This window comes from Lawsonibacter celer (genome assembly GCF_014281125.1).
Taxonomy (GTDB): Bacteria; Bacillota; Clostridia; order Oscillospirales; family Oscillospiraceae; genus Lawsonibacter_B; species Lawsonibacter_B celer.
Genome location: NZ_JACOEA010000004.1, coordinates 79,817 through 104,074, shown reverse-complemented (window position 1 = coordinate 104,074; position 24,258 = coordinate 79,817). Strand labels below are relative to the sequence as shown.

Genomic DNA, 24,258 nt, shown 5'->3' with positions numbered 1-24,258 from the left:
ACGCGGTAAAAATACTTAGTCTGGCATCCGCACGGCCCCGCATTGTGCCAAGGCGTCAATCTGTTCCTGGGCGTAGCCCAGTCCGGACAACACCTCCCGTGTGTTGCAGCCGATTCCGCCCACGGCATGGGTGTGGGGCAGTTCCTCGCCCATGAATTTCACCGGAGTGTTGGGCATAGCGGTAACGTAGCCGCTGGAAGGGAATTCCACATTGGTCAGCACCCCTTCCGCCCACGCCTGTTCGCACTGGTAAAGCTCGTCGCCGGTCAGGATCTCTTGGATCACAATATCCGCCGCGCCGAAACGCTCCACCCATTCGGCCGCGCTGCGGGTGAGCATCTTTGCCTTGACCTTTTCGGTAAATTCCTCACTGTGCTCGATGTAGGCCGGCAGCGTGTTATAACGCTCATCCTCCAGATATTCCTCCATCTCCAACACGCTCAGGCATTTGGCATAGTTGCGCTCAAATTCCAAGGCGGCCAGATAAACGCTCTTTCCATCCCTGCAGGGATAGGGGAACAGGAAGGGGTTGAAGTTGCTTGTATCCTCCTGTGGGGCGGGGCGCTTGAGACCATATTGGGGCTGACAGCTGATGACATCCCCGAAATTATACCACATGGCGGTGGCGTACAGTGAGGTCGTCAGGTAGCAGCCCTTGCCGCTGCTCCGGCTGCCCACCAGACCGGCCAGCACGCCGCTGGCTGCCATGCTGGCCACGGTGGCATCGCCAAAGGCGGAGCCCGGGGCGAACGGCGTGGCGCCCTCCCGGGTCCAGCTTCCGATCATGCCGCCGGCGGACCAGAACGCGGCGATGTCGAAGCCGGGGCGGGAGGCCCAGGGCCCCTGATATCCGTACCCGGTGAAGTGAAAGTAAACCAGCCGTGGAAAGCGGTAGGACAGGCTCTCATAGTCCAGGCCGAGCCCCTTAAGGCCTTTCATCCGCACGTTGGTCATAAAGACATCGGCATCCTCCAGCAGCTGAAACAGAATACGCTTTCCCGCCTCTGTCTTCAAATTGAGCGAAACGATCTTTTTGTTGGCATTGGGGATGGAAAACATGGGGTTTTCCTCATCGGAAATGGGGGTGCGGACATTCAGGCCGTAATAACGCCACAGATCGCCGCTGGGATTTTCCACCTTAATCACCTGAGCGCCCCAGTCCGCCAATAATCGGGAGGCCAGCGGAACCGCGATATGGGTACCCAGCTCCACGACCTTAACTCCTTGCAGGGGTTTCATATGACTCCTCTCCTTTTAGCGCTGAAACAGGCGCCGCCGCGGTTCTGTCCCAGCTTTACAATCAAAATACATAGGCTTTGTCATTGGCCTCGCGCAGGGCGTCGGCAATTTGGCCGGTCCGGCTCACATCCCCCACAAACACAACATGGTCCAGGGCGGCCCGCAGAGCGTCGGCCACGGTCCGGTCGGGGCGTACCCCCATGGCCAGGACCACGGCCTCGGCCTCCAGAATGGACGGCTCACCGGTCTTGGCGTGGGTCAGAATTACTTCCCCCTCCCAGATCTCGCTGAGCTTATGCTGCGTCAGGATCTTCACGCCGGCGGCCTGGAGACGCCCCATGAGGAGGGCCTTCACGGTGGGATATAGCGTGGCGCCCACATTCTTTGCCATCTCCACCACGGTGACCTGGTTAGCCGCGGCCAGGACCTCGGCGGTCTCCAGCCCGGTGATGCCGCCGCCAATGACCGCCACGCGCTTTCCCTTCAACTCCGCTTTGCCCGCCAGATACTGCTCCGCGGTATACACATGGGGCAGCCTGCTCCCCGGCAGCTCGGGCACGATAGGGGTTCCGCCGACGGCCACGATTACCCCATAGGGCTGCAGGGCCGACACCGTCTCTACGGTCGCCTCGGTGTTCAGCCGCACTTCCACACCGGCCAGTTCCAACTCCCGCCGCTGGGTGCGGATCAGCTCGGAGAGCATCTCCTTCTGGGGCGGGAGCGCCGCCAGGCGGACGGTGCCGCCCAGGCTGCCGGTGCGCTCCAGCAAGATGGTATGGAAGCCGCGCCGTGCGCAGATCAGCGCTGCCTGCATCCCGGCAGGTCCGCCGCCCACCACGACCGCAATCCTGCCGGCTCCGTCCCGCTTCAAGGTGTCGCTGTTGAATCTGTCCTCCCTGCCCACCGCCGGATTGACGGTGCACTCTATGGGGTGCAGCCGGCCCAGACAGCTGAAGCAGTACATGCAGCCCAGACATTTGCGGATTTCGTCCTCACGGCCCTCCTGCGCCTTACGCCCCCACTCCGGGTCGGCAATCTGGCCGCGGCCAACCGCCACAAAGTCGCACACGCCCTCCTCCAGAAAGCGCTCAGCGGAAGCGGGATATTTGATGTTATTCACGGCGATGACCGGGATGGACACGTGTTTTTTCACTTCGGCGGCCAGATGCTTCTTCCAGCCCTCCGGCAGCCCCTGGGGTTCAATGGAGGCATAGCCGGACTCATAGATGCCGGCGCTTACGTCGATGGCGGATACGCCGAGCCGTTCCAGGGCCTGCGCAATCCGCACCCCTTCCGCCAAATCAATGCCGCCCTCCACATATTCGTCGCAGCTCAGCCGGACTGAGATGGGGAAGCCGTTGCCGCACACCTTTTGGATCCCAAAAATGATCTCCCGCAGGAAGGTCATCCGGCCCTCCGGGTCGCCACCGAACCGGTCGGTGCGCTTGTTGGTATAGGGACTCAGGAACTGGTTGATGAGATAGCCGTGGGCGGCGTGAAGCTCCACGCCGTCAAAGCCGGCCATCTTTGCCAAGCTAGCCCCGGTGATAAACTTCCGGATCAGGTCCTCGCATTCCTGCCCGGTCAGCTCCCTGGGGACCTCGCCCACCACCTTGCAGGCGATGGGGCTTGGGGCCACCGGCTGAACACCGCCCAGGGCCCGGCTGGAGATCTCCCGGCCGGGATGATGGAGCTGGAGCAGGATCCTGCTGTCATATTGGTGGACGGCGTCGGTAAGCTGCACCAGTTTGCGCACAAATTTGCCGGAGGTAACGGAGAGCTGGCCAGTCATTCCCACACCGGTCACGTCGTCAATCCGGGTGATCTCCGTGATGATCAGGCCGCAGCCGCCCTTGGCTCGTTCCGCGTAGAAGCGGATGATCTCATCCGTGGCCTCTCCGGTGTAGCTGGCCATATTGGTACCCATGGGGGGCAGGACAATCCGGTTTTTCAGCTCCAGAGGACCAATCTTCCCCCGGGCGAACAATTTTTGATCGTTCATCTCTTTCTCCATTCAGCCCATCAGGTCTTCAGCCTGGGCAGGATCAATGAGGATATTGCGCCACTCCCCGATCACCTGTCCGCGGGGATCCTGTGTGTAAATCATGCCGGCGTATTTCTTCCCAGGCAGCAGGCCCGCACCGGCCGGATCGCGGGCATACTCGGGCAGGCCCAGCTCGGTAAAGCGCCAGAAGCGGTTGGGCTGCAGGGGGCAGTCCGCGTCCACCTTCACCCGCAGGGGCTTCCAGGTCTGGTAATGGCGGTGTCCCAGACGCTTTGTAATGCGGCCCTCCCGCACGTGATGGCCCAGGTACCAGTCCTCGCCCTCCTCAAAGGTAAACTTGGGGTCGTAGTTGAACATGTAGATGTCCAGGAATGTGTCGTCACAGTCGGTGTCCAGCATGATGCCTGGGGTATAGCGGCCGGGGAAATTGATGTACTTATACTGCTGCACAGGAATGTCCTTCAGCAGATTGTATTGAGGCTCTTCGTCCAGCAGCACGCACTCCAGCTCCCGGAAACCAGGCCGCCCTTCCGAGCCGCTGGCCCAGAGCTCCGGGCGGCGGATCGTAGCGTTCAGGCACGCCTCCATGTTCTCAAAGACCAATTCAGAAATCCGATCAAATCGGTCGTAGGGGTCGAATGTCCACATACTGATCGGGGGCAGTGCCTTCCAGCTCCGGAAGCTCACCAGGCCGGGCAGCCGGCGCGCCTCGGGGACATGCTTTCCCAGATACCAGGCTTCCCCGGCCGCCTTCTCGATGTCCTTGGGGTAGCTGAACATGCAGACAAAACGGACCCGGCCAGTGCCATAGGGAAATGTAAAACTCATAGCTATACCTCCTGTTTTTTATAGGAATCGGCGGTCCTGCCGGGCGGCACGTCCCGGCAGGACCGCCGGATGCGGTTACCGTCTGAGATTCTCGATAACGGCGGTGGTACCCAGACCGCCGCCACAGCAGGAGCTGATGATTCCGTACTTTCCCCCGGTTTTTTCCAGCTGCCGCATGCAGAATATGGAGATACGCGCGCCGGAGGCTCCGTTTGGGTGGCCGATGGCGATGGCCCCTCCATTGGGGTTCCACCGCTCCATGTCGATCTTTTTGCCGCTCTGCGCCTCCATCTCACGTATGACGGAGAGGTTCTGCGCGGCAAATGCCTCGTTGCACTCCACCACGTCGATGTCGTCCACGCTCAAGCCCAGCTGTTTGAGTGCCTTCAGGTTGGAAAACGCGGGGCCGATGCCCATATAGTCCTCCTGCACGCCGTAATGGGCGCCGCCGATCCACTTGGCCATGGGCGTATAGCCGTACTGCCTGGCCTTTTCTGCGGTCATGACCAGCAGGAAGGCGGCGCCGTCGTTGCGCCCGGATGCGTTGCCCGCGGTGGTCACGCCGTCTTTGTTCACCGCCCGCAGCCTGGACAGTGCCTCCAGCGTGGTGCCGGGGCGCGGGAATTCGTCCCGATCGACGACGACCTCCGGAGTCTTTTTGGTCGCCGGGAGTGTAATTGGTACAATCTCGCCGCCGGTAATCCCATTCTTGTAGGCCGCAGCCAGACGCTCCTGGCTGCGGCAGGCATATGCGTCGGCCTCTTCCCGGGTGATGTTCCACTTGACGGCCATTTTATCGCTGACGCTTACCATATCAATGTTGCGCTCCTGATTAGGGGTCAGCGCCAGGGCAATGGGATAGGGGGGAATCAGCTTGTACTGGGGCCGGGACATCGGGAACTTGGCCGTCATGGTGGAGTAGGACTCCATTCCGCCCACCACGGCCACCTCGCTCATGCCGGTCAGGATCTTCCAGGCTGCGTGATTCAGGCTCGTAATGGCGGAGCCGCACTGCATCTCTACAAAGGTGCCGGAGCACTCCAGAGGAAGCTTGGACTGAAGGACGATATAACGGGCGGTATCCTTGCTCTTCATATCCCCCAGGGCACAGCCCGCCATCAGACTGTCCACCATGCCCCGCTCCAGGATACCGGTCCGCTCCAACAGGCCGTCCACGACCTTGGATGCAATGTCCACGCTGGCCAGTGTGCGCAGGCTGCCGCCAAAATTTGTAAAGGCCGAACGGGCTCCGTCCACAATAACTACTTCGCGCATATCTCTCACTCTCCCTTTCTTAGCGCCGCAGATTCTCGATGATGGTGGTGGTGCCGTGCCCACCGCCGCAGCAGGAGCTGAACAGGCCATATTTCCCGCCGGTCTTTTCCAGTTGGCGCATGCAGAACATGGCGATACGGCCGCCGGAGGCGCCGTTGGGGTGGCCGATGGAAATCGCGCCGCCGTTTGGATTCCAGCGCTCCTGGTCGATCTTCACGCCGCTCTGCTTCTCCATTTCACGAATGACGCCCAGATTCTGTGCGGCAAACGCCTCGTTGCACTCGAACACGTCGAAATCGCCTACAGTCAGGCCGGCCAGCTTCATGGCCTTCAGGTTGGAGAAGGCGGGACCAATCCCCATCTCATAAGGGTGAACTCCGACATCTGCGCCCATAACCCATTTGGCGTAGGGCGTATAGCCCAGCTCCTTGGCCTTGTCCGCGCTCATCATCAGCAGGAAAGCGGCGCCGTCGTTGCGCCCGGAGGCGTTGCCCGCAGTGGTCACGCCGCCCGGCATCACACTTCTCAGCTTGGACAGTCCCTCCACCGTGGTGGCGGGCTTGGGAAATTCGTCCTTGTCAATCCGGATCTCCGGGGTCTTTTTGGTGGCGGGATAGACAAAGGGGACAATCTCGTCGCCGGTAATACCGTTTTGATAGGCCGCGGCCAGGCGCTGCTGGCTGCGGGCGGCGTACTCGTCGCACTGTGCGCGGGAAACACCCCATTTCTCCGCCATTTTATCGCTGACCTCGATCATGGTGATATCCTCATCCTTCGTGGGGGCCAAATGGGACGCCAGGGGGATGGGCGGGATCAGCTTGTAGGGCTCGTCGTTCATGGAAAACTCCGCGTTCATGGTGGAATAGGACTCCATACCGCCTACCATAAGTACATCCGCATAGCCCAGGGCAATCATGGCCGCCGCATGGTTCACGCTTGTGATCGCAGAGCCGCACTGCATCTCCACGTAGTGCGCCTCGGTCTCAATGGGCAGTCCTGCCAGCAAAGCGGCATAGCGTCCAATATTGGACGCTTTTCCGTCGCGCAGGGCATTGCCGCAGAACAGCCCATCCACCTTCCCGCGCTCCAGGATCCCAGTCCTGTCCGCCAGCCCCTTCAGCACAAAAGCCGCAATCTCGGTGGAGGCCAAATCCCGCAGGCCTCCGCCCAAATTTGTGAATGCGGACCGCACTCCGTCTACAAATACTACTTCTCGCATGTTGTGTATTTCCTCCTTATTTCTGCATATTTTCAGTCGGCCGCACTCCTCGCGGCGGCGGTTTCTTTCCCTTTTATCCCCCTCAGTTTATTGTTCTGATATTCACCTTAAAAATTTTATCTAAAATTAACTTCACATTCCTTGACATGCAGCACATCCACCTATAAAATACACATTTAGTAAGAGTTTGTCAATATAATTATCTTAAAATTCAGATATTTTTATCTAAAATTATTTTCTAAAATTATTTTAATTCCGTTTGCAGCTGTATTTCAATTATTCTAATTTTCAGTCAAAAAAGGTTCAAAAGATCGGCTTCAGAAGACTTTGCTTGCTTTTCTTTTGAAAACCGAATAAAATGTGGAAAATAACATCAATTACAAGGGAGGCCATTGTATGACCTATATTCCAGAACAGGAAAATACGGTCCTCTGGGTAGCGGAATCCAGCTTTCAGCCCCACGGCGGACTTAAGTCCCATGCCCACGACTATTATCAGCTTTTTCTTGTCCGGGAGGGGCCACAGAAGTATTCCGTGGGAGATGAGGAGCGGATTTTGGAGGCGGGGGAGAGCGTGTTGGCCAAGCCTAATGTGCTTCACGGGATGGAAAACATGTCCGACGAGGTCTGCCGCTGTTATGAGGTCAAGTTCACCATCTCCGCCCCCCGGCTGGAGGCGCTGCTCACGACTCTCCCGCCCTTTTTTCCAAAGGACGACTTTGTATCCGGATTGGTCCGGGAGCTGGTCGCGGAGAGCACCTGCGCCCGGGCCTCCACACCGGCCTTTGTCTCGGACTATCTGGTTGCAGTGATCAATTATCTGTTCCGCCATTACGGCGAGGGCGCCCCCGTTGAGGGGGAGGACGCCGGCATGGTAGACACGGTTGGTTATTCCCCGCTCTCCAGGGAGATTATCCGCTATCTGGAACAAAACTACAGCCGGGAGGTATCACTCCAGGAGATTGCCGAGGCAGTGGGCTTTAATAAAAACTATATCTGCTCCGTGTTTAAGCGGGACTCCGGCATGACCATCGGAAACTGCCAGACTGTGATCCGCATCCGCAAGGCGGCGGAACTGATTTCTTTCTCCGACATGAGTCTGACACAGGTGGCTTCTGCTACCGGGTTTACGAATCTAAGCCATTTCAGCCGAATCTTTAAGAAAGTGACGCGGATTCCCCCCGGGCAGTACCGCCGGATGTTTGCCTCAAATATTCTGTCCTACGGCAATCCCACGGATGAAGCGACCCAAAAGATTCTCCAGCAAAACGGGTTCATCGTATCCGTTCTTGGCCGCAAAAAGATGACCATTGAAGACATCCTGCAGCAGCTCCACAGGGATGCGCAGGAGCAGGAATAAAGCGGGTATTTGACGGCCCGGAAGAATAATATCAGAACACATCTGATATTATTCTTCCGGGCCACTTTTTTCAAAAATTAAAATTAGATATAAAATTATTTTAATAATTCCTTTTTAATTCTAAAAAAATGATTTTTAGAAAAACTATTGACATGCTCCGCAAAATAGGGTAGCCTAATTTTAGAACATTTTATGGAGGGTTACACTTATGGAGCAAAGTCCGTCCGCTTATATTGCGCTTTCCCCGCGCGGAAAATACGGCGTCATCGCAGGGGCAGGGTGTCTGTGGTTTTATCACCTCTTTTTCTCCTTTGCTCTTCCCGTGGCGTTTCCGGCACTGCTGTCTCATTACAATCTGATGGCCTGGTATGCCATTTTTGGAGGCATCTCCTCCCTGGGCTCCTGTCTGGTAACCCCCATCGGTGGAAAGCTGGGAGACCGCTTCGGGCGGCGCAGAGTCTGCCTCACTGTGGGCTGGGTCCGTCTGGCGATGATGCTGCTCTGTGCGGTCGAAATGACACCGGCCTGGTTCTTCGCGGTCTATGTGGCAGGCAATCTGCTGGGCGGTGTGCTGGGCGCCTATCCCTCCGCCATTTTAAGCGATGTCACCACCGCAGAGGAACGCCCCCGCTGGTTTGGCGTGTTCGGCACGATCCAGGGACTGGCTTTCCTGCTGGGGCTGTTTCTGGGTGGGGTGCTCTCCGATCTATTCGGCCCCTTGTCCCTGTTTCTTTTTTTCGCCCCTTTTCTTTTGGCCGCCCTTATCCTCTTGTCTCTCTTCTACCCCAACCGCCCCACCACAAACAGGGCGGGCGGCATCGACGGCGGCGGGATGGCCCTTCTGGGCGGCGGGTTTGCCTGTATCCTGCTCTGGTGTTCCGTCGGCGGGTCTCTTTTTCCCCGGGTATCTCCAGCAGGGCTTGCCCTGCTTATTCTGGGGGTGCTTTTGCTGGTGTTGCTAGCGCGATATGAGCGCTGGGTCAAAGACCCCCTCATCAACTTCTCCTTTTTCCGCAACCGTAGCTTTACCATGTCCTTTCTGACTCACATGATGCTGGCCCCGATGATGTGCCTATGCTCCTCCGTTCTGGCCCTGTTCGGCCAGGTGAGCCTGGGGCTGAGCGCCACGGTGAGCGGCACCCTGGCCATGCCGAAAAATCTGCTTCTGTGCATACTGCCCTCCTTTATCGGTGTATGGATCGCCAGGGACCAGAGCAGACGCTTCCGCACCGCGTTCGCACTTTGCGGCGGGACAATGGTGATCGGAAGCCTGATCGCAGCGGGCTGGAACATCCAGACGCCGGTGATCTGCATCTATCTCACCATGCTGATCTTCGGAATATCCACCAGCAGTCAGGCCGTATGCATTAATCCCTATATGCAGCTGTCCGTCCGCCACGAAGAGATGGGCATGGCCACAGCGATGATCTACTTCTCCAATTCCGTCGGCGTGGTGATGTTCAATTCGTTTTACAACATCTTCTACAACGCGAAATACGCCGCCGCCATGGCGGCGGGCGGCGGAATTCATCTGCGCCAGGCGGTTGCCGACGTTTTCTCCGTCATGTCGTTGGTCAGCGCCGCAGGCGGCCTGGTAATCCTCGCCGCCGCATTCCTTCTGATCCCAAAGCGCCGCGCCGGCGTCGGCAGCAGCGCGGTTGAATAAGGAGGCCGTCATCGTGACACAGCAATCGCCTTACATTCCCCTCCCGCCTGTCGCGAAGCGGGGTGTGATCGCCGGCGCCAGCCTCTTGTGGTTTTACAACGTCTTTTTCACCTTCGCCATGCCCGTGGCCCTTCCGGCGTTAATGCAGCGGTATAACACAATGGCGGCCTATGCCATGCTGGGCGCGGTCACAGCCCTGTTCTCCTGCCTGGTAACCCCTATCGGCGGAAAGCTGGGGGACCGCTTCGGGCGGCGCAGAGTCTGCCTTATCGGTTCGGCAGTCCGGCTGGTATTCATGCTGGCCTGCGCCATCCCCACCAACGGCACGGTGTTTTTTCTTCTGTTTGCCCTCGGGAATCTGGCCGGCGGACTGCTGAATCCCTATCCGACCACTATTCTCAGCGACGTTACCACCGCGGAGGAGCGGCCCCGTTGGTTTGGCGTGTTCGGCACGATCAATGGCGTGGCGCTGGTGGTCGGGCTACTCTGCGGCGGCCTGATCGTAGACTATCTGGGACCGTTCTCCATCTTTACCCTGACCACCGTACCTGGGGCGGCGTCCTTTGTACTCCTGATGAAATTTTATCCAAACCGTCCGGCCAAGGCCGCGCCCGCCATCGACTTTCCCGGCATCGCTCTGCTAGGCGGCTGCCTGGTGTGCCTGCTGGGATGGTGCTCCCTGGGCGGAATCGTGTTTCAGCGCGGCTCCGCCCTTGGGGTCGCTCTGCTGGCGATGGGGCTCCTGCTGGGGGTGCTGCTGTTTTGGCGGGAAAAGCAGGCCCCCGACCCGCTGATCGACCTCACCCTGTTCCGCAGGCGTCATTATGCGGTATCCTTTGCCGTGCAAATGCTGATTCCGCCCATGGTCTATCTGTGCTCCTCGGTTCTGGTGCTGTTCGGCCAGTCGGTGATGGGCCTGAGCGCCACGGCGAGCGGTACGCTGGCCATGCCGAAAAACCTGTTGTTCTGTGTGCTGCCCAGTTTTCTGGGAGGCTGGATCTCCAGGGACAAGTACCGCTTCCGCGCGGTCTTTGTGCTCTGCGGCGCGGCAATCGCGGCAGGAAGCCTGATTTCCGCAGCCTGGTCCTCGGCCACGCCGCTGCCCGTGATCTATCTGACCATGTTGATCTTCGGCGTGGGGACAAGCTGTCAGTCCGTAACCATCCAGCCCTATATGCAGCTGGGTGTGGAGCAGGATCGCATGGGCACGGCCACAGCCAACCTGATGTTCGGAAGCAGCATCGGCGGCACGGTATTCAGTGCAGTCTACAACATTTTTTATAATATAAAATACGTGGCCGCAGCCGCACAGGGCGGCTGCGAACATATTGCCCAGGCCATTGCCGAGACCTTCTCCGCCGCCGCAATCTTCAGCGCCATCTGCGGATTGCTTATCATGCTGGCGGTCCTGCTTCTCATTCCAGGCAAAAAGAAAAGGGCGGATCAGCAGCTTCCGCCCAATTGTGCACAGCGCCTTTAAAGGTCATTTGGCTTTGCCGACCCCGAGCATAGCAATACCGATGGGTGGAGGCCGCTCTCCGCGGCCGGAACTCAAAACAAAAAAGACATCCTTTCGGATGTCTTTTTATTTTGCCCCAGTGCGATAAAAGGGCTCTTTTATCCGCTAAACCCGCGCCTCCTGGCCGGCGGCGCGTTTGCACCGTATATTCGGGCGCAGAGGCAGAGAGAATTGCGCAGGGCGAATTCATTTCGCCCGAGCATTTTAATCTCTTACAGTCACCATAAAAATACCCACACCAAAATGGTGTGGGTATTTTTATGGTGACCCAGCGGGGACTCGAACCCCGGACCCACGGCTTAAAAGGCAGTTGCTCTACCGACTGAGCTACTGAGTCATATTCCGCTTCCCCCGTCTCCCCAAATGGAAGCCCAGCCCAGCGGGTTCCATTTGGAAAGTAGGAGCAAGGAGTACCCGCAAGGGTGCTCCGAGTGGAGTGGGCTTTGCTCCGACGTGGCTGGGATGGCTGGACTCGAACCAGCGAATGCGGGAGTCAAAGTCCCGTGCCTTACCACTTGGCTACACCCCAACATAGCAGGTCCTGCAAAACGAAGAGCCGGAGCGGACGCTCCGGCCCCTCCGCCTTGAGGTCATATGGGGTGGATGACGGGACTCGAACCCGCGACACTCGGAACCACAATCCGATGCTCTACCAACTGAACTACATCCACCATAAGACATTGGCACGCCTGAAGGGACTCGAACCCCTGACCCACTGCTTAGAAGGCAGTTGCTCTATCCACCTGAGCTACAGGCGCATTTGGAGCGGGTGATGGGAATCGAACCCACGCGACCAGCTTGGAAGGCTGGGATTCTACCATTGAACTACACCCGCATGGGAGCTGCTTGACGTAGAATGTCAGCCTTAAGATAGTAGCATAAAGCGTCGGTTTTGTCAATCCTTTTTTCTGTGTTTTATTACTCTTTTATCGCTCCGGGATGGAGGCCTTTCCCCTCCGCGGGCCCTTGTGCTGCAGGAAGGCGAACTTGGTTTCGGAACACAGCACGGCTACAAAAATCAGGGCAAACCCAACCACCAGGCGGGCCGTCACCGGGTCCCCGTAAAAGAGCACCGAGAAGAGCACGCCGAACACCGACTCCAGGGACAATATCACCGCGGCGGAGGAGGGGTCGGACCACACCTGTCCCACGTTCTGAAACAAAAGCGCCACTGTGGTGGCCATGACGATCAGGTAGGCCATCTGGATCAGCAGGTCGGCGCTGAGCACGTCCGCGGCGGGTAGTCTCTGGAAGCAGGCGCCGCAGATCCAGGCGTACAGGGCGGCAAAGGCGAACTGGAACACCGTGAGCAGGTAGATGTCCTTTCCCGGGGAGACCTTGGCCACCGCCACAATATGGGCCGCGTAGAAGAAGGCGCAGCACAGGGTAAGGGCGTCCCCCCAGGTGACGGTAAAGCCGCTGTTTAGGGATACAAAGCCCACCCCGGCCACACAGAGCACGGCGGCCAGAATATTGTAGCGGTCGGGCCGGCGCTTCATCACCAGCCAGTACAAAAAGGGCACCAGCACACAGTACACTGCGGTCAGAAAGGCGTTTTTAGACGGAGTGGTGCCCATCAGGCCAAAGGTCTGCACGGAATAGGCCAGAAAGAGAAACGCGCCTATGACAGCGCCCCGCCAGAGGTAGTCCTTTGTAAAAAGCAGTTTCCATTTTTTCCAGAACACCAGGCCCAGCAGCAGCGCGCCGCCGGTGAAGCGGATGGCCAGCAGATAGAAGGTGGGAATCACGTCCACGGCTCCCTTCATAATGAAGAAGGAGGATCCCCAGATGAGGGCCGCGGCAAAGAGCATGGGCTTGGCCAGGCGGCGCATAACGGTTTCGTTCACAGTTGTCATGGCTCCTTTGTTTGTGGTAAACTGGCTGAGAAAAGATTCGAATACCGCGCCCCAGGGCGCAGGGGAGGCTGCAATGCAGATTTTTGATTTAGACGGAACGCTGATCGACTCCAACGGCGTGTGGGTGGAGGTGGACCTGCGCTTTTTGGGCCGGCTGGGCCTCTCTCCCACCCGGGAATACAGCGATCTCATGGGCCACGCCCTGTTCCCTGCGGCGGCGCAGATTACAAAAGACTACTATCACCTGGCGCTGAGTCCCCGGGAAATCATGGACCAGTGGATGGACCTGGCCCGGGATGCCTATCTCCACCACGTCCCCCTCAAGCCGGGGGCGCTGGCGTACCTGGTCCGCTGTCAGGCCCGTGGAGATCGGATGGTCCTCTTCACCTCCTGCGTGAAGGAGCTGTGCCAGGCCGCCCTGGACCGGCACGGCCTGGCCGGGTATTTTGACCACCTGGTCTTTGCCGAGGACCTGGGCGCGGAGAAGCGGGATTCCACGGCCTTCCCCCGGCTGCTGGAGCGGCTGGAGGTCTCCGCCGGGGAGTGCACCCTGTACGAGGACTCCCCCGGCGCGTGCGCGGCGGCCCGGCAGGCCGGGCTGACGGTGGTGGGAGTAGCCGACCCCTTTTACGGCCTTTACGAGGCGGAACTCCGGCGCACCTGCCACCGCTTCATACACAGCTTTGAGGAGCTACTGGGGTAATCTATTCCTTGCTCATGTACTGGGCCGCGGATTTGAGCATCAGCTTCTTGGTGCCCACGCTTTCAAAGGCGATCTCCACCAAGGCGTCACCTCCCATGGGCGTGAGCTTGGTCACCATACCCCGGCCAAAGGCCCGGTGAAGCACCGTATCACCTTTGGCGAAGCCGGGCAGGCCGCCTTTGGCCGGCCCCGGGGCCGGCCTACCGCCCCCCGCAGGCGCGCTTCCCCCGGACCAGCTCTCCCCCACGGAGTAGCCCCTGTCGTAGGTGCGCGCCGCCCGTGTCCGCTGCTCCCGCGGCTTCCACTCGCCCTCCTCGCCAGAGCGCTCCGAGCAGTAGCTGTGCCCGCTCTTCTCCACATACTCCTCCGGGATCTCCCCCAGGAAGCGGGAGGGCCGGTTGGCGCTGGTGCGGCCAAAGATCATGCGCTGGGCGGCGCATGTCATGTACAGCTTCTCCTTGGCACGGGTCATGGCCACGTAGCACAGCCGGCGCTCTTCCTCCATCTCCTCCGGCTCCCCGATGGAGCGGATGCCGGGGAAGATGCCCTCCTCCACGCCCACCACGAACACCACCGGAAACTCCAGCCCTTTGGCCGAGTGCATGGTCATCATCACCACGCAGTCCTCGCTGGGGTCGTGGCTGTCCAGGTCGGTATATAGGGCGATCTCGTCCAAAAAGCCCGCCAGGCTGGGCTCCTCCGCCCCCTCCAGGTAGCTGTTGATGGAGGTCAGCAGCTCTCGCACGTTCTCCAGGCGGGTGCGGTCCTCAATGGTGTTCTTCTGCTCCAGCATCACCGCATAACCGGTTTGGGCCACCACCTCCTCATAGAAGGCGGGCAGCTCCAGTTCGCCCGACAGGCCGCGCAGCTGGCCGATCAGGCTGCAGAACTGGGCCAGCCGGGCCGCGGCCTTCTGCAGCTCCGGATAGGCGCCGGCACGGCTGATGATCTCCCACAGGGAGCGCCCTTCCCGGGCGGCCAGAGCCTGGGCCCGCTCAATGGTGGTGGCCCCGATGCCCCGGGGCGGATTGTTGATGATGCGGCTCAGGCGCAGATCGTCGTTGGGATTGTTGACCACACACAGATAGGCCAACATATCCTTTACCTCCGCCCGATCGAAGAAGCGGATGCCCCCGATGATGCGGTAGGGCACGCCGTTGCGCTTGAAAGCCTGCTCCAGCTGGTTGGATTGGGCGTTCATCCGGTAGAGCACCGCGTGGTCCTTCCAGGCCTTCCCGGCGGAAAAGTCCGCGAGAATCTGGGCGGCGACATACTGGGCCTCGTCGTGCTCGTTCATGGCGGTGTAGCATTGGACCCTGTCCCCCGCGTCCTGCTCGGTCCAGAGCTCCTTGCCTTTACGCCCCTGGTTATTGCGGATCACTGCGTTGGAGGCTGCCAGGATGTTTTTGGTGGAGCGGTAGTTGCGCTCCAGCCGGATGACCCGGGCGCTCTTATACTGGCTCTCAAAGGAGAGGATATTCTCAATGGTGGCGCCCCGGAAGCGGTAGATGGACTGGTCGTCGTCACCCACCACGCAGATGTTCTCATATCCCCCGGCCAGGGTGGAGGCCAGCAGGTACTGCAGATGGTTGGTGTCCTGGTACTCGTCAATGAGCACATAGCGGAATTTCCTCTGATAATACTCCCGTACGTCGTCAAATTCCAGCAGCAGACGAACGGTGTTGAGGATAATGTCGTCAAAATCCAGGGCGTTGGCGTCCCGGAGGCGGCGCTCATACTCGACATAAATCCGGGCGATTTTTACCAGGCGGAAGTCCCCAGCCTTTTCGCACTGGGCCAGATAGTCCGCCCCCAGCTTCATCTCGTCCTTGGCCCGGGAAATATAGCCCAGCACCGTGCGGGCGTGGAACAGCTTCTCGTCCAGGCGGAAGTCCTTCACAATGTCCTTGACCACCCGCTCCGAGTCGGCGGTGTCATAGATTGTGAAGGACTTCCCATACCCCAGCCGCTCAATGTCCCGGCGCAGGATGCGCACACAGGCGGAGTGGAAGGTGGAGGCCCAGATATCGCTGGCCTGCGGCCCCAGCATCCGCTCCAGCCGCTCCTTCAGCTCTCCGGCGGCCTTATTGGTAAAGGTGATGGCAATAATGGACCAGGGCACGGCAGGGTCCAGGCGGCAAAGGCGCTCCTGTTCGGCCTTCCGGGCCGGGTCGGGACGGCGGACATACTCCTCCAGAGCGTCCACATCCGTCTGTGTCACCCAGTCGGGCGTCTCCTCCGAGTCAGACCCCCGGCCGTACTTCATCAGGTTGGCGATCCGATGGATGAGCACCATGGTTTTCCCGCTGCCGGCCCCGGCCAGCAGCAGAAGCGGCCCCTCGGTCGCCAGGGCCGCCCGCCGCTGTTCCGGGTTGAGGTTTTGAAAATCCAGCTCAATCGCCGCCCGTCTGGCTTTGCAGAAGCGCAGCTGCATACTCTGTTCCAGCATAGTTGCTCCATTCCTTTTCTTATTCGCAGTACCCGTTATTGTATCTCAAAAACCAGATCAGGTCAACTTTAAACGCCCCGTCTCCACAGCAAAAAGGCTCCCCCGAAACGGGGGAGCCTTTTTGTATGCATGGACTTGCTCAGAGCCTTACTTGCTCACGTTCTCGCCAAAGTTCATCAGAACCTGCGCCACCTCGGCGCGGGACGCGGTCCCCTTTGGGTCCAGCGTGTGGTTGCCCTTGCCGGAGAGCACCTTGGCGTTCACCGCCCAGGCCATCGCCTCGCCCGCCCAGTCGGAGATCTGCTCGTAATCGGCAAACTCCCGGACCGCCATGCCGCCCTGCGTCGTGTCATAGCCCTTCACCTTGGCGTAGCGGTACAGAATTGCCGCCATCTGCTCCCGGGTGATGGAGTCCTCGGGGCCGAATTTGCCGTTGCCGTAGCCGCCCACCACCTGGTTGGCCGAGGCCCACGCCACCGCATCGGCGTACCACGCCTGCGCGGACACGTCCTCAAACGCCGACCCGCTCACCGCCGGCTTGCCCTCCAGGTTGTACAGCACCTGCACCAGCATGCCCCGGGACAGGCTCTCCGCCGGCATAAACCGGCTGCCGCTGCCCTGCATCATGCCCTTCTCCAGCACATAGTCCACCGCCTCGTGGTACCAGGCGCCGGTGTCCACGTCCGGGAATTTCTCCGCCGGGCACACATGCTCCGCCGCCTTGAAGGCCGCCTTCACCGTGACCTTAGCCCCGGGCATGGTGAAGGTGTACTTGCCGTTGCCCTTGTCGGTCAGCTTCAGCTCGCTGCCGTTCGCGTCCGTCACGCTCAGACCGTCCAGCTCATAGCCCTCGTCGGCCTTGACCGTCAGCGTCACCGTCACGCCCCGGGAAGCGTTCCTGTGAGAGCTTGTCACTGTACCGTGCTCCGCCTTCTCCACTGTAATGCTGTATGTGGTCGCCCCGCCGGAAGGCGCGGTATAGGTGAAGGAGAAGTCACCGCCGGTATTGGCCGCAGGATTACCAGCGGCCGCAGTGGTATTGGCACCGGCGGTAATACTGCCGGTAAAGCTCTTGCTGTTCAGATCCAGTGTGAAGTTCACGGTCTTGGCAACAACAGGGCTTTCCGTAACATCCCTTTCCAACTTAATAGTCTGGCCATTCGCTACCGCGTCCACAGCCTCCTGCAGGGTATCATAGTAAGTGGTCACACCATTATCCGTAATGGAAGCTGCCGTCTCAGTAGTCAGAGTAAAGGAACTGAAACCATGGGGGTTGGTGAATGTGGCCGTGAAACCGCTCGCCCCATCGCTGGCTACTGTGGCCTTGTACACATATTTGACGCCATTGTCTTTCACATGGGTGATAAAGACAGGGTCGCTTGTGCTGTTGACAAAGTCGGTGGGCAGAGGAATGGTGATCTCCACCTCGGTCCCGCTGGTATCAAGCGTACCGGCATTCTTTTCCAGGGTCACGGTATTGACAGAGGTCGCGTTGCTCTTGTCATCATTTAGCTCGACCATGTTCCCAGCATCGGTGGTTGCCTTGATGTCATAGACCGCCTTGATGTCCAGTGTCAGGGTATTTTCTGCGGCATTGTATCCCATCACAGTAATGTCCAGCCGGGGGGCGACGACAGTGGCGACTTCACCGCTAGCTGTAGGGATTCCCTCGGCCAATTCACCGGCTGCCGCATTGAACTTCTCTGCCGTGGCCTTGTCGCTTTCGTTCAGGCTGGCAGCCGCTTCATTGGCGGAATCGGAGGTACCGGTCGCGGTGGCTTCCGCAATCTTTTCCACTACTGCAGTATCCACATTGTTCGGGTTATTGACCTCGGTGTCGCCCGCGGCAATGGTAACATTGTCAGGCAGGGCTTCCCCAACCTTATAGCTATAGGTGACGCCGTCCACCACATAAGAACCGGGAATGGCGTCCAGGCCTGTATCGGAGATATATGCACTGGGATCGCTGGTGAAATACCCGCCGGTGATGGAACGAGTGGCCTGCCCGCTGCCGACAGCGGTGTTAAAGGCCCCTGAGAAAACCAGAGCAGCTTTGTCACTTGCACCTGCATAAGCGCCGTCTGTGATAGAGACACTCACAGTGGAAGATTCAGACAGGTCGGTTAGGGCTTCGCGAACCGCGTAGGCATTCTTACTGGTAATTTTTACACCCTGGCCGAGGTTTAGGATCATATTTCCGTTATAACCTTGCTTGGAATCCATGATAATGCCGTCGCCAGTACTGCTGGCCCCGTTTCCGTTGGGGACGGGTTCCGCATAGGCGCCAACGGCATTGATGATAGTATTTTCCAGATTTACAGTACCGGCTTTCATATAGATGCCGGTATATCCGTTAATGGTACTGTCTGTAACGGAAGTAATACTGTTGCCGGCAAGGTAGAAGGTATCGTCGGTGCTGTTGAGGGTTGCGTCAGAGATGTCAATCATGACGCGGTTTCCCCCTTGAATGGTACCATTGACATAGATCATGGCATCATTGCTGAGGTTGGCGGTATAGGTGCCGCCATTCAAAATCAGATGTCCGCTGGCAACATTGGCGGGGAACCCGATGGAGCCTGTAATGACAGAGGTGTCGTCGCCTTCAATTGTGAGGGTCACCCCATTACATACCCAAAGGGTTTTTGTTAAAGTGCTGGGAATCGAGATGTCATACCCGTTCATCACCAATTTCACGCTATGCGTAAAATTGACATCTTCCGTCAGAGTGACATCCTTCAGCAAGGTTACCGTCTCGCCCTCCCCCGCAGCGGCAACGGCGGCAGCCAAGGTGCTGTAGTAGTTCCCGCCTGTTTCAGCCACACCGGTTTCGGCGGTCAGCGAGGAAACAACCCACTTCCCAGAGTTGCTGTCCTTCCCAATGCTGGCGGTATCTGCAACATACTCAGACACATCACTGGAGAAGGTTCCGCCAGTAATGATGGGATTTCCAGTATTAGGGGCGCCCTTCAGCGCGGGGGTGGAAGCCAGCGTAGCCGTAAAAGTTCCACCCTTAATCTCGGAAGTGGCGTCTGCGTTTATCCCGCCGTCTCCGTTCGTATTGTCATTGCCAATCAAAGCGGCAGCATACTTGCCTTCGGAAATAATGTTACCATCATAAACAACACATTTCACTTCATCTTCTTCGCCGGCGACATATAGGCCGTAAAAAGCATTGTTGCTTCCTTCGCCCTGGTGGCCGTGCAATTCACAGGCGTGGGCATAAAAAGTACCGCCTCTAATCTCAGCATAGCCAGCAGAAATCCCCAACGCCCCCTGGACCCCGTGAATCTCTCCGCCATTTACATATAGTGTTCCGACAGATTTCGCTGTATAAGCCCATCCGTTAGGGTTACATGAGCTACAAGAACCGTAGTTCTCAAATTTTCCGCCGTTAATGGTCGCTGTCCCTGCATTGTAGAACGCAAAAACCCCCGCCGTTACAACACAATCATTTATCGTCATGATAGCTGTTTCTGCTTTGTTTTGAATTGCCGTGCCACCAAGCGTATTGCTGGTAGAGTATTTCCCACCATCAATCGTCATAGTGCCATAATTGTTCACACAGCGATTTTCACCAGCAATCCCGCCGTTCTTCGCCTCACTGGTATCCAGCAAAGTCATTGTTCCATAATTTTCAATCGGAGCATAGGTACTGTTGTCTGCCTTAGACAGCGTACACCCATTAAAATCCAGACTAACCGTCTGTCCTTCCTTAATAGGAATATGACGCTCGCCGATTGCAAAACTGCTTAGCATCTTTACATCTGCTGTTGTGGCCGCTTGCAAATCACTGAAAAAACCCTCTACCTCACTGGCGGCATACCGCTTTGCTGCTCCTCCGTTTATGGACATCTCAACAATGTCCCCATCCGCCAAAGCCGTTACAGGCAATAATGTAATTATCATACAAAGAGTCATTAAAATTGCCAGCAATCTTTTTTTCATCTTTCTCGCTCCTTTTCTGTATTTTAGTTAGAATCTAATTCCGGGGACACAGACCCGGAATTGGGAGGGTCATCTCTCCCTTATACGGCCAGTATCTCTATTTGGAATTTTATCACAGTTACCATATTACTTCAACCTCTTCTGCACAATTTCATAATCCTTTTTTCGCCCCATTATATTTCTCCCCGTCTCCACAGCAAAAAGGCTCCCCCGAAACGGGGGAGCCTTTTGTATGCATGGACTTGCTCAGAGCCTTACTTGCTCACGTTCTCGCCAAAGTTCATCAAAACCTGCGCCACCTCGGCGCGGGACGCGGTCCCCTTCGGGTCCAGCGTGTGGTTGCCCTTGCCGGAGAGCACCTTGGCGTTCACCGCCCAGGCCATGGCCTCGCCCGCCCAGTCGGAGATCTGCTCGTAATCCGTAAACTCCCGGACCGCCATGCCGCCCTGCGTCGTGTCATAGCCCTTCATCTTGGCGTAGCGGTACAGAATCGCCGCCATCTGCTCCCGCGTGATGGAGTCCTCGGGGCCAAATTTGCCGTTGCCGTAGCCGCCTACCACCTGGTTGGCCGAGGCCCACGCCACCGCATCGGCGTACCACGCCTGCGCGGACACGTCCTCAAACGCGGACGCACTCACCGCCGGCTTGCCCTTTTTATCTCCTTACGTCTCCCCCGCCCATTGGCAAAACTGCTCCCACAGCTCAATGGCCTTGAATTTGACCACATAGCCCTCATCCTCGCCGGTAATGAGGCGCACCTGCTCCCCGTCGAAGCCGCCGCTGAGCGCGGTCTCCTCCGTGCTCTCAGTGACAGAGCCCAGGCAGAGGGGCGGGAACACCACGCACCACCAGTTGCGCCCTGCCCCCTCGCCGATGACCACCCGCAGCGCGGTATAGTTCCCGGCAGGCAGGGCAAAGTCTGTGTACTCCTTTGTGGGAAACCACACGCCATCCTCCAGAGAGGCAGTCACTGGGTAGGCATACCCCGCCTCCCCCACGGTCTCCGCTCCGGCGGCGGCCAGTTTTTCCAGACTGTCCGCCAGGAGGGAGCGGGCCTCTTCCAATGTACAATCCCCTGGGAAGAGCTCCTCGGCCGCGGCGAGCACCTGGTCCCGCACCTGCAGCTTCAGGGCCTGGTCGGCCTCAGAGTCTGAGTTGGCAATCACGTGCAGGCGAATGACCTGATCCGCCAGGGCGGCCTGCTGTCCGTCCAGCCATACGCCGATCAGGGCCGCGAACGCCAGCCCCAGCAGAAGCGCCAGCTCCCAGCGCCGCAGCGCGGCCGTCTTGTTCGTTTTCCTCATAAAAATCACCGTCCAAATCGTAAGTACTGTACTTACAGTTTGGACGGTTTTTCCCCGCGCTATACCAAATTTTACAGCTGCTCCGGCCCGGCAATTTCGGTCAGGAAGCTCTCCCGATGGTTCTCCCGCAGCTCAGCATAGGCGCGCTGCGCCGCCTCTCTGCTGTCGAACAGGCCGAACACTGTGGGCCCGGTGCCGCTCATGGATGCACCCAGCGCCCCGTGCTGAATCAGCACCCGCTTGATGGCCGTCACCTCCGCCCCCCGGCGGGGGGGTAGCACATTCTCAAACACATTGTACATCCGGCGGGCCACGCCGGACAGATCCCCCGCCCGCAGGGCGGAGAGCAGGCCGGCGGTGTCCGGCCTGCAGCGCAGACGCACCGCGTCAATGCGGCCGAACAGCTCCGGCGTGGAGATGGAAAAACCGGGCTTGCACAGCACCGCATGACACTCCGGCAGACAGGGCAGATCGGTCAGGCGCTCCCCCCGGCCCTCGGCCAGGACGGTGCCCCCCCGGACGCAGTAGGGCACGTCGGAGCCCACCTGCGCGCCGATCTCTTCCAGCCGCTCCCGGCTCAGCCCCAGCCCCAGCAGGGCGTTGAGTCCCCGCAGCACGGCGGCGGCGTCCGCGCTGCCGCCCGCCATGCCGGCGCACACAGGCACCCGCTTTTTCAGGTCAATGGCCAGCCCGCCGCAGTCCGCCCCAACAGCCTCCATCAGGCGCAGGGCCGCGGCGGCGGCCAGATTCTTTTCATTGCAGGGCAGGAAGCCCAAATTGGAGGTCATGCGCAGGGGCCTGCCCGTGCCCGTCTCCAGCCGGATGGTATCGCACAGCTCCACGCTCTGCATCACCATGCGCAGGTCGTGAAACCCGTCCGGGCGCCGGCCCAGCACATCCAGGGTGAGATTCAGCTTGGCGCGCGCCTTGATTTCCAGCACCGGCACAACGGCCCCCTCCTCGTCTTTAACGGATCCGGCGCGCCTCCAGGTAGAAGCGCTTGTCCTGGGCCTCCCCCATGGAGAACGTCTTGCGGGGCAGCACCCCGTCATGGATCACGGTGGGGAACAGCCGCTCCTTGCCCATGGAGGGCAGCAGAAAGCCGATGTTCCCGGGACGGCGGGCCAACTCGCCCACCACGTCCGCACCGTGGATGTAATCAATGCGCCCCCCATGCTCCCGCACATACCCGTCCAGGAAAGCCTGCAGGGTGCCCACCTCCAGCTGATGGTCGGGCTGGGGCACCGTCACCGCGCCCGTGCCGTCGGCGTGAATATACCGAAGCATGTGGCCCGCCCCCTCGCCCTCATGGGCGCCAGGGAACCGCTCCAACAGGGCGCCCAGCAGGGCCTTGGGCTCCACGTCGAACACCACCCGGTGAATGGGCTCAAACTCCAGCGCCTCGTCGTGGAGGTTGACCAGCTCCACCAGGGCATACCGGGCGGGCAGCTTCTCCCACTGCGACCGAGGAGTCAGCCGCTTCTGCCGCTCGTAGCACTCTTTGGCCGTGGCCAGGGAGTGGTTTCCGTCCCCGGCGGCAAAGAGCAGCACGCTCTCGTCCCCCATGCCATAGCGGGCGCGGAACCCGGCCGGGTCGGCCAGGGCCCGCAGGGCGCGGGCGATCCGGCCCGCCTGCCCCTCCGTCACCCGCCAGCCGGCAATGTGTCCGCCGTGCTCCATCAGCGCAAAATCGTAGAGGGGCTCCATCTCCGATTTTTCCTCAGACAGCGGCTCAATCACCGTGCGCGACCGGTCGTCCGCCAGCAGCATCACGTGGGGCAGTTCCAGCGGGGCGTTTTTCCGCACCGCCACCCGGGGCGGAATACGGGAGAGCACCGTGCCCTCGGTGGCCCGGATATAGGCGGGGGAGCCGGGCTCATAGTCGTACTGCTCCAGGTCGATCTTGCCGATCAGGCCCCGGCGCACCTTTCCATTGTCCAGCCGGCGCTCCACATAGATCAGGCTGTCCGTCAGGGTGCGGAAGCGGTCCTCCCGCAGGTAGCGGGTCATGGTATTGTTGACCTCCACGATGTCGGTGTCCACATTGGGGCCGTCCAGGCAGCTCTCGGGCAGGATGAGCCGCAGGGTGGAGGGCGCCGCGCCCACGAATTCCTCCACCCGCTGCCAGTACTCCGGCTGGGAGGTATACTGATCGCAGGCCACCACGGACCAGCGCGTCAGATCGCAGTTCTGGGGCAGCAGAATATCCGCCGGCCCAAAGGGCAGGCCGTCAAATTGGTGCGTCATTCCGCTTCCCCCGCTCCCGATCCCTCCATGGCGCGCCGGATGGCGGCCAGCAGATCGCCGAATTCCTCATAGGCGGGGATGTCAGGATAATCCGCCTTGATCTTGTCCGTGCTCTTGAACAGAAAACCCGCCTTGCTGGCCTGGATCATCCCCAGGTCGTTGTAGCTGTCCCCGCTGGCAATGGTCTGGAAGCCGGCGGACTGCAGCGCCTTTACCGTGGTCAGCTTGGACTGGGGGCAGCGCATCCGGAAGCCGGTGATGGCTCCGTCGGGCGCCACCTCCAGGGTGTTGCAGAAAATGGTGGGCCAGCCCAGCTTCTTCATCAGGGGCTTGGCGAACTGCTCAAAGGTATCGCTGAGGATAATCACCTGGGTCTCGGCGCGCAGCTCGTCCAAAAACTCCTTGGCCCCCGGGAGCGGGTCAATGGTTGCAATCGTCTCCTGAATCTCCTTCAGACCCAGGCCGTGTTCCCTGAGGATATCCAGGCGGTACTGCATCAGCTTGTTGTAGTCCGGCTCGTCCCGGGTGGTGCGCTTGAGCTCGGGAATGCCGCTGGCCTCGGCAAAGGCGATCCAGATTTCGGGGACCAGCACGCCCTCCATGTCCAGGCAGATAATGTACATCCGTTTCTCCCCCTTATAGGC

At 59.4% G+C, this 24,258-nt stretch carries 17 protein-coding genes and 5 tRNA genes; 4 read left to right on the top strand and 18 right to left on the bottom strand.

Features of this window, described 5'->3' with window-relative positions; translation table 11 throughout:
• Positions 1-15: 15 nt before the first annotated feature.
• The 5 genes from H9Q75_RS08700 to H9Q75_RS08680 all read right to left on the bottom strand — a co-directional run bounded on the left by H9Q75_RS08700 (position 16) and on the right by H9Q75_RS08680 (position 6,566).
• Complete coding sequence (locus H9Q75_RS08700) at positions 16-1,239, bottom strand: CaiB/BaiF CoA transferase family protein (RefSeq protein ID WP_186566169.1); 1,224 nt, start codon at positions 1,237-1,239, stop codon at positions 16-18.
• 61 nt (positions 1,240-1,300) lie between these two features.
• A complete protein-coding gene (locus tag H9Q75_RS08695; protein ID WP_186566167.1) occupies positions 1,301-3,241 on the bottom strand; it encodes an NAD(P)/FAD-dependent oxidoreductase in 1,941 nt (646 codons plus the stop codon).
• A 12-nt stretch (positions 3,242-3,253) separates the two neighbouring features.
• Positions 3,254-4,072 carry an EthD domain-containing protein gene (locus tag H9Q75_RS08690; protein WP_186566165.1) on the bottom strand — a complete coding sequence of 273 codons (819 nt, stop codon included), beginning with the start codon at positions 4,070-4,072 and terminating at the stop codon, positions 3,254-3,256.
• Positions 4,073-4,147: 75 nt separating this feature from the next.
• On the bottom strand, positions 4,148-5,347 hold the full coding sequence (locus tag H9Q75_RS08685) for a thiolase family protein (protein WP_186566163.1): 1,200 nt from the start codon (positions 5,345-5,347) through the stop codon (positions 4,148-4,150).
• Between the two features lie 19 nt (positions 5,348-5,366).
• Positions 5,367-6,566 carry a thiolase family protein gene (locus H9Q75_RS08680; RefSeq protein WP_186566161.1) on the bottom strand — a complete coding sequence of 400 codons (1,200 nt, stop codon included), beginning with the start codon at positions 6,564-6,566 and terminating at the stop codon, positions 5,367-5,369.
• 396 nt (positions 6,567-6,962) lie between these two features.
• On the opposite strand from H9Q75_RS08680, the gene H9Q75_RS08675 reads away from it, so the two are divergent.
• From H9Q75_RS08675 to H9Q75_RS08665, 3 genes are all read left to right on the top strand, one after another.
• Positions 6,963-7,925, top strand: coding sequence for a helix-turn-helix domain-containing protein (locus tag H9Q75_RS08675; protein WP_186566159.1), 963 nt, complete (start codon positions 6,963-6,965; stop codon positions 7,923-7,925).
• Positions 7,926-8,133: 208 nt separating this feature from the next.
• Positions 8,134-9,591, top strand: a complete 1,458-nt coding sequence (locus H9Q75_RS08670; protein ID WP_186566158.1) for an MFS transporter — start codon at positions 8,134-8,136, stop codon at positions 9,589-9,591.
• A gap of 13 nt (positions 9,592-9,604) precedes the next feature.
• The gene (locus tag H9Q75_RS08665) at positions 9,605-11,071 is read left to right on the top strand and encodes an MFS transporter (RefSeq protein ID WP_186566156.1); all 1,467 of its coding nucleotides are present in this window, start codon (positions 9,605-9,607) and stop codon (positions 11,069-11,071) included.
• Positions 11,072-11,371: 300 nt separating this feature from the next.
• On the opposite strand, the gene H9Q75_RS08660 is transcribed toward H9Q75_RS08665, so the two are convergent.
• From H9Q75_RS08660 to H9Q75_RS08635, 6 genes are all read right to left on the bottom strand, one after another.
• Positions 11,372-11,447, bottom strand: a tRNA-Lys gene (locus H9Q75_RS08660).
• A gap of 117 nt (positions 11,448-11,564) precedes the next feature.
• Positions 11,565-11,639: transfer RNA gene (locus tag H9Q75_RS08655), tRNA-Gln, on the bottom strand.
• Positions 11,640-11,705: 66 nt separating this feature from the next.
• Positions 11,706-11,781 (bottom strand) — tRNA-His (locus tag H9Q75_RS08650).
• 10 nt (positions 11,782-11,791) lie between these two features.
• Positions 11,792-11,868 (bottom strand) — tRNA-Arg (locus H9Q75_RS08645).
• A 3-nt stretch (positions 11,869-11,871) separates the two neighbouring features.
• Positions 11,872-11,945, bottom strand: a tRNA-Gly gene (locus H9Q75_RS08640).
• Positions 11,946-12,036: 91 nt separating this feature from the next.
• Entirely contained in the window at positions 12,037-12,957 is a 921-nt protein-coding gene (locus tag H9Q75_RS08635; RefSeq protein ID WP_423788645.1) for a DMT family transporter, read from the bottom strand.
• Positions 12,958-13,039: 82 nt separating this feature from the next.
• Between H9Q75_RS08635 and H9Q75_RS08630 the strand changes: the two genes are divergently transcribed.
• Positions 13,040-13,669 (top strand): HAD family hydrolase, encoded by a 630-nt coding sequence (locus H9Q75_RS08630; protein ID WP_186566152.1) that lies wholly within the window; start codon positions 13,040-13,042, stop codon positions 13,667-13,669.
• A 1-nt stretch (position 13,670) separates the two neighbouring features.
• Here H9Q75_RS08630 and H9Q75_RS08625 read toward each other — a convergent pair whose 3' ends face one another.
• The 7 genes from H9Q75_RS08625 to thrH form a co-directional block, all read right to left on the bottom strand.
• Positions 13,671-16,118 carry an ATP-dependent helicase gene (locus tag H9Q75_RS08625; protein ID WP_186566150.1) on the bottom strand — a complete coding sequence of 816 codons (2,448 nt, stop codon included), beginning with the start codon at positions 16,116-16,118 and terminating at the stop codon, positions 13,671-13,673.
• Between the two features lie 147 nt (positions 16,119-16,265).
• A complete protein-coding gene (locus H9Q75_RS12880) occupies positions 16,266-19,250 on the bottom strand; it encodes an S-layer homology domain-containing protein (RefSeq protein ID WP_341480927.1) in 2,985 nt (994 codons plus the stop codon).
• 1,067 nt (positions 19,251-20,317) lie between these two features.
• Complete coding sequence (locus H9Q75_RS12875; RefSeq protein WP_186566146.1) at positions 20,318-20,701, bottom strand: S-layer homology domain-containing protein; 384 nt, start codon at positions 20,699-20,701, stop codon at positions 20,318-20,320.
• A gap of 24 nt (positions 20,702-20,725) precedes the next feature.
• Positions 20,726-21,367: a stage II sporulation protein R gene (locus tag H9Q75_RS08610; RefSeq protein WP_186566144.1), complete on the bottom strand. Its 642-nt coding sequence runs from the start codon at positions 21,365-21,367 to the stop codon at positions 20,726-20,728.
• Between the two features lie 71 nt (positions 21,368-21,438).
• On the bottom strand, positions 21,439-22,314 hold the full coding sequence (ispE, locus tag H9Q75_RS08605) for a 4-(cytidine 5'-diphospho)-2-C-methyl-D-erythritol kinase (RefSeq protein WP_186566142.1): 876 nt from the start codon (positions 22,312-22,314) through the stop codon (positions 21,439-21,441).
• Positions 22,315-22,333: 19 nt separating this feature from the next.
• Positions 22,334-23,614, bottom strand: coding sequence for a DUF1015 domain-containing protein (locus H9Q75_RS08600; RefSeq protein WP_186566140.1), 1,281 nt, complete (start codon positions 23,612-23,614; stop codon positions 22,334-22,336).
• The gene (gene thrH / locus H9Q75_RS08595; protein WP_186566138.1) at positions 23,611-24,237 is read right to left on the bottom strand and encodes a bifunctional phosphoserine phosphatase/homoserine phosphotransferase ThrH; all 627 of its coding nucleotides are present in this window, start codon (positions 24,235-24,237) and stop codon (positions 23,611-23,613) included. Before thrH ends, H9Q75_RS08600 begins: the two co-directional genes overlap by 4 nt.
• Positions 24,238-24,258 lie beyond the last annotated feature (21 nt).

Excerpts from the sequence above, each read along its gene's own strand:
- H9Q75_RS08700 (WP_186566169.1), bottom strand. The coding sequence starts at position 1,239 with ATGAAACCCCTGCAAGGAGTTAAGGTCGTGGAGCTGGGTACCCATATC.
- H9Q75_RS08695 (WP_186566167.1), bottom strand. The coding sequence starts at position 3,241 with ATGAACGATCAAAAATTGTTCGCCCGGGGGAAGATTGGTCCTCTGGAG.
- H9Q75_RS08690 (WP_186566165.1), bottom strand. The coding sequence starts at position 4,072 with ATGAGTTTTACATTTCCCTATGGCACTGGCCGGGTCCGTTTTGTCTGC.
- H9Q75_RS08685 (WP_186566163.1), bottom strand. The coding sequence starts at position 5,347 with ATGCGCGAAGTAGTTATTGTGGACGGAGCCCGTTCGGCCTTTACAAAT.
- H9Q75_RS08680 (WP_186566161.1), bottom strand. The coding sequence starts at position 6,566 with ATGCGAGAAGTAGTATTTGTAGACGGAGTGCGGTCCGCATTCACAAAT.
- H9Q75_RS08675 (WP_186566159.1), top strand. The coding sequence starts at position 6,963 with ATGACCTATATTCCAGAACAGGAAAATACGGTCCTCTGGGTAGCGGAA.
- H9Q75_RS08670 (WP_186566158.1), top strand. The coding sequence starts at position 8,134 with ATGGAGCAAAGTCCGTCCGCTTATATTGCGCTTTCCCCGCGCGGAAAA.
- H9Q75_RS08630 (WP_186566152.1), top strand. The coding sequence starts at position 13,040 with ATGCAGATTTTTGATTTAGACGGAACGCTGATCGACTCCAACGGCGTG.
- H9Q75_RS08625 (WP_186566150.1), bottom strand. The coding sequence starts at position 16,118 with ATGCTGGAACAGAGTATGCAGCTGCGCTTCTGCAAAGCCAGACGGGCG.
- H9Q75_RS08610 (WP_186566144.1), bottom strand. The coding sequence starts at position 21,367 with ATGAGGAAAACGAACAAGACGGCCGCGCTGCGGCGCTGGGAGCTGGCG.
- H9Q75_RS08600 (WP_186566140.1), bottom strand. The coding sequence starts at position 23,614 with ATGACGCACCAATTTGACGGCCTGCCCTTTGGGCCGGCGGATATTCTG.
- thrH (WP_186566138.1), bottom strand. The coding sequence starts at position 24,237 with ATGTACATTATCTGCCTGGACATGGAGGGCGTGCTGGTCCCCGAAATC.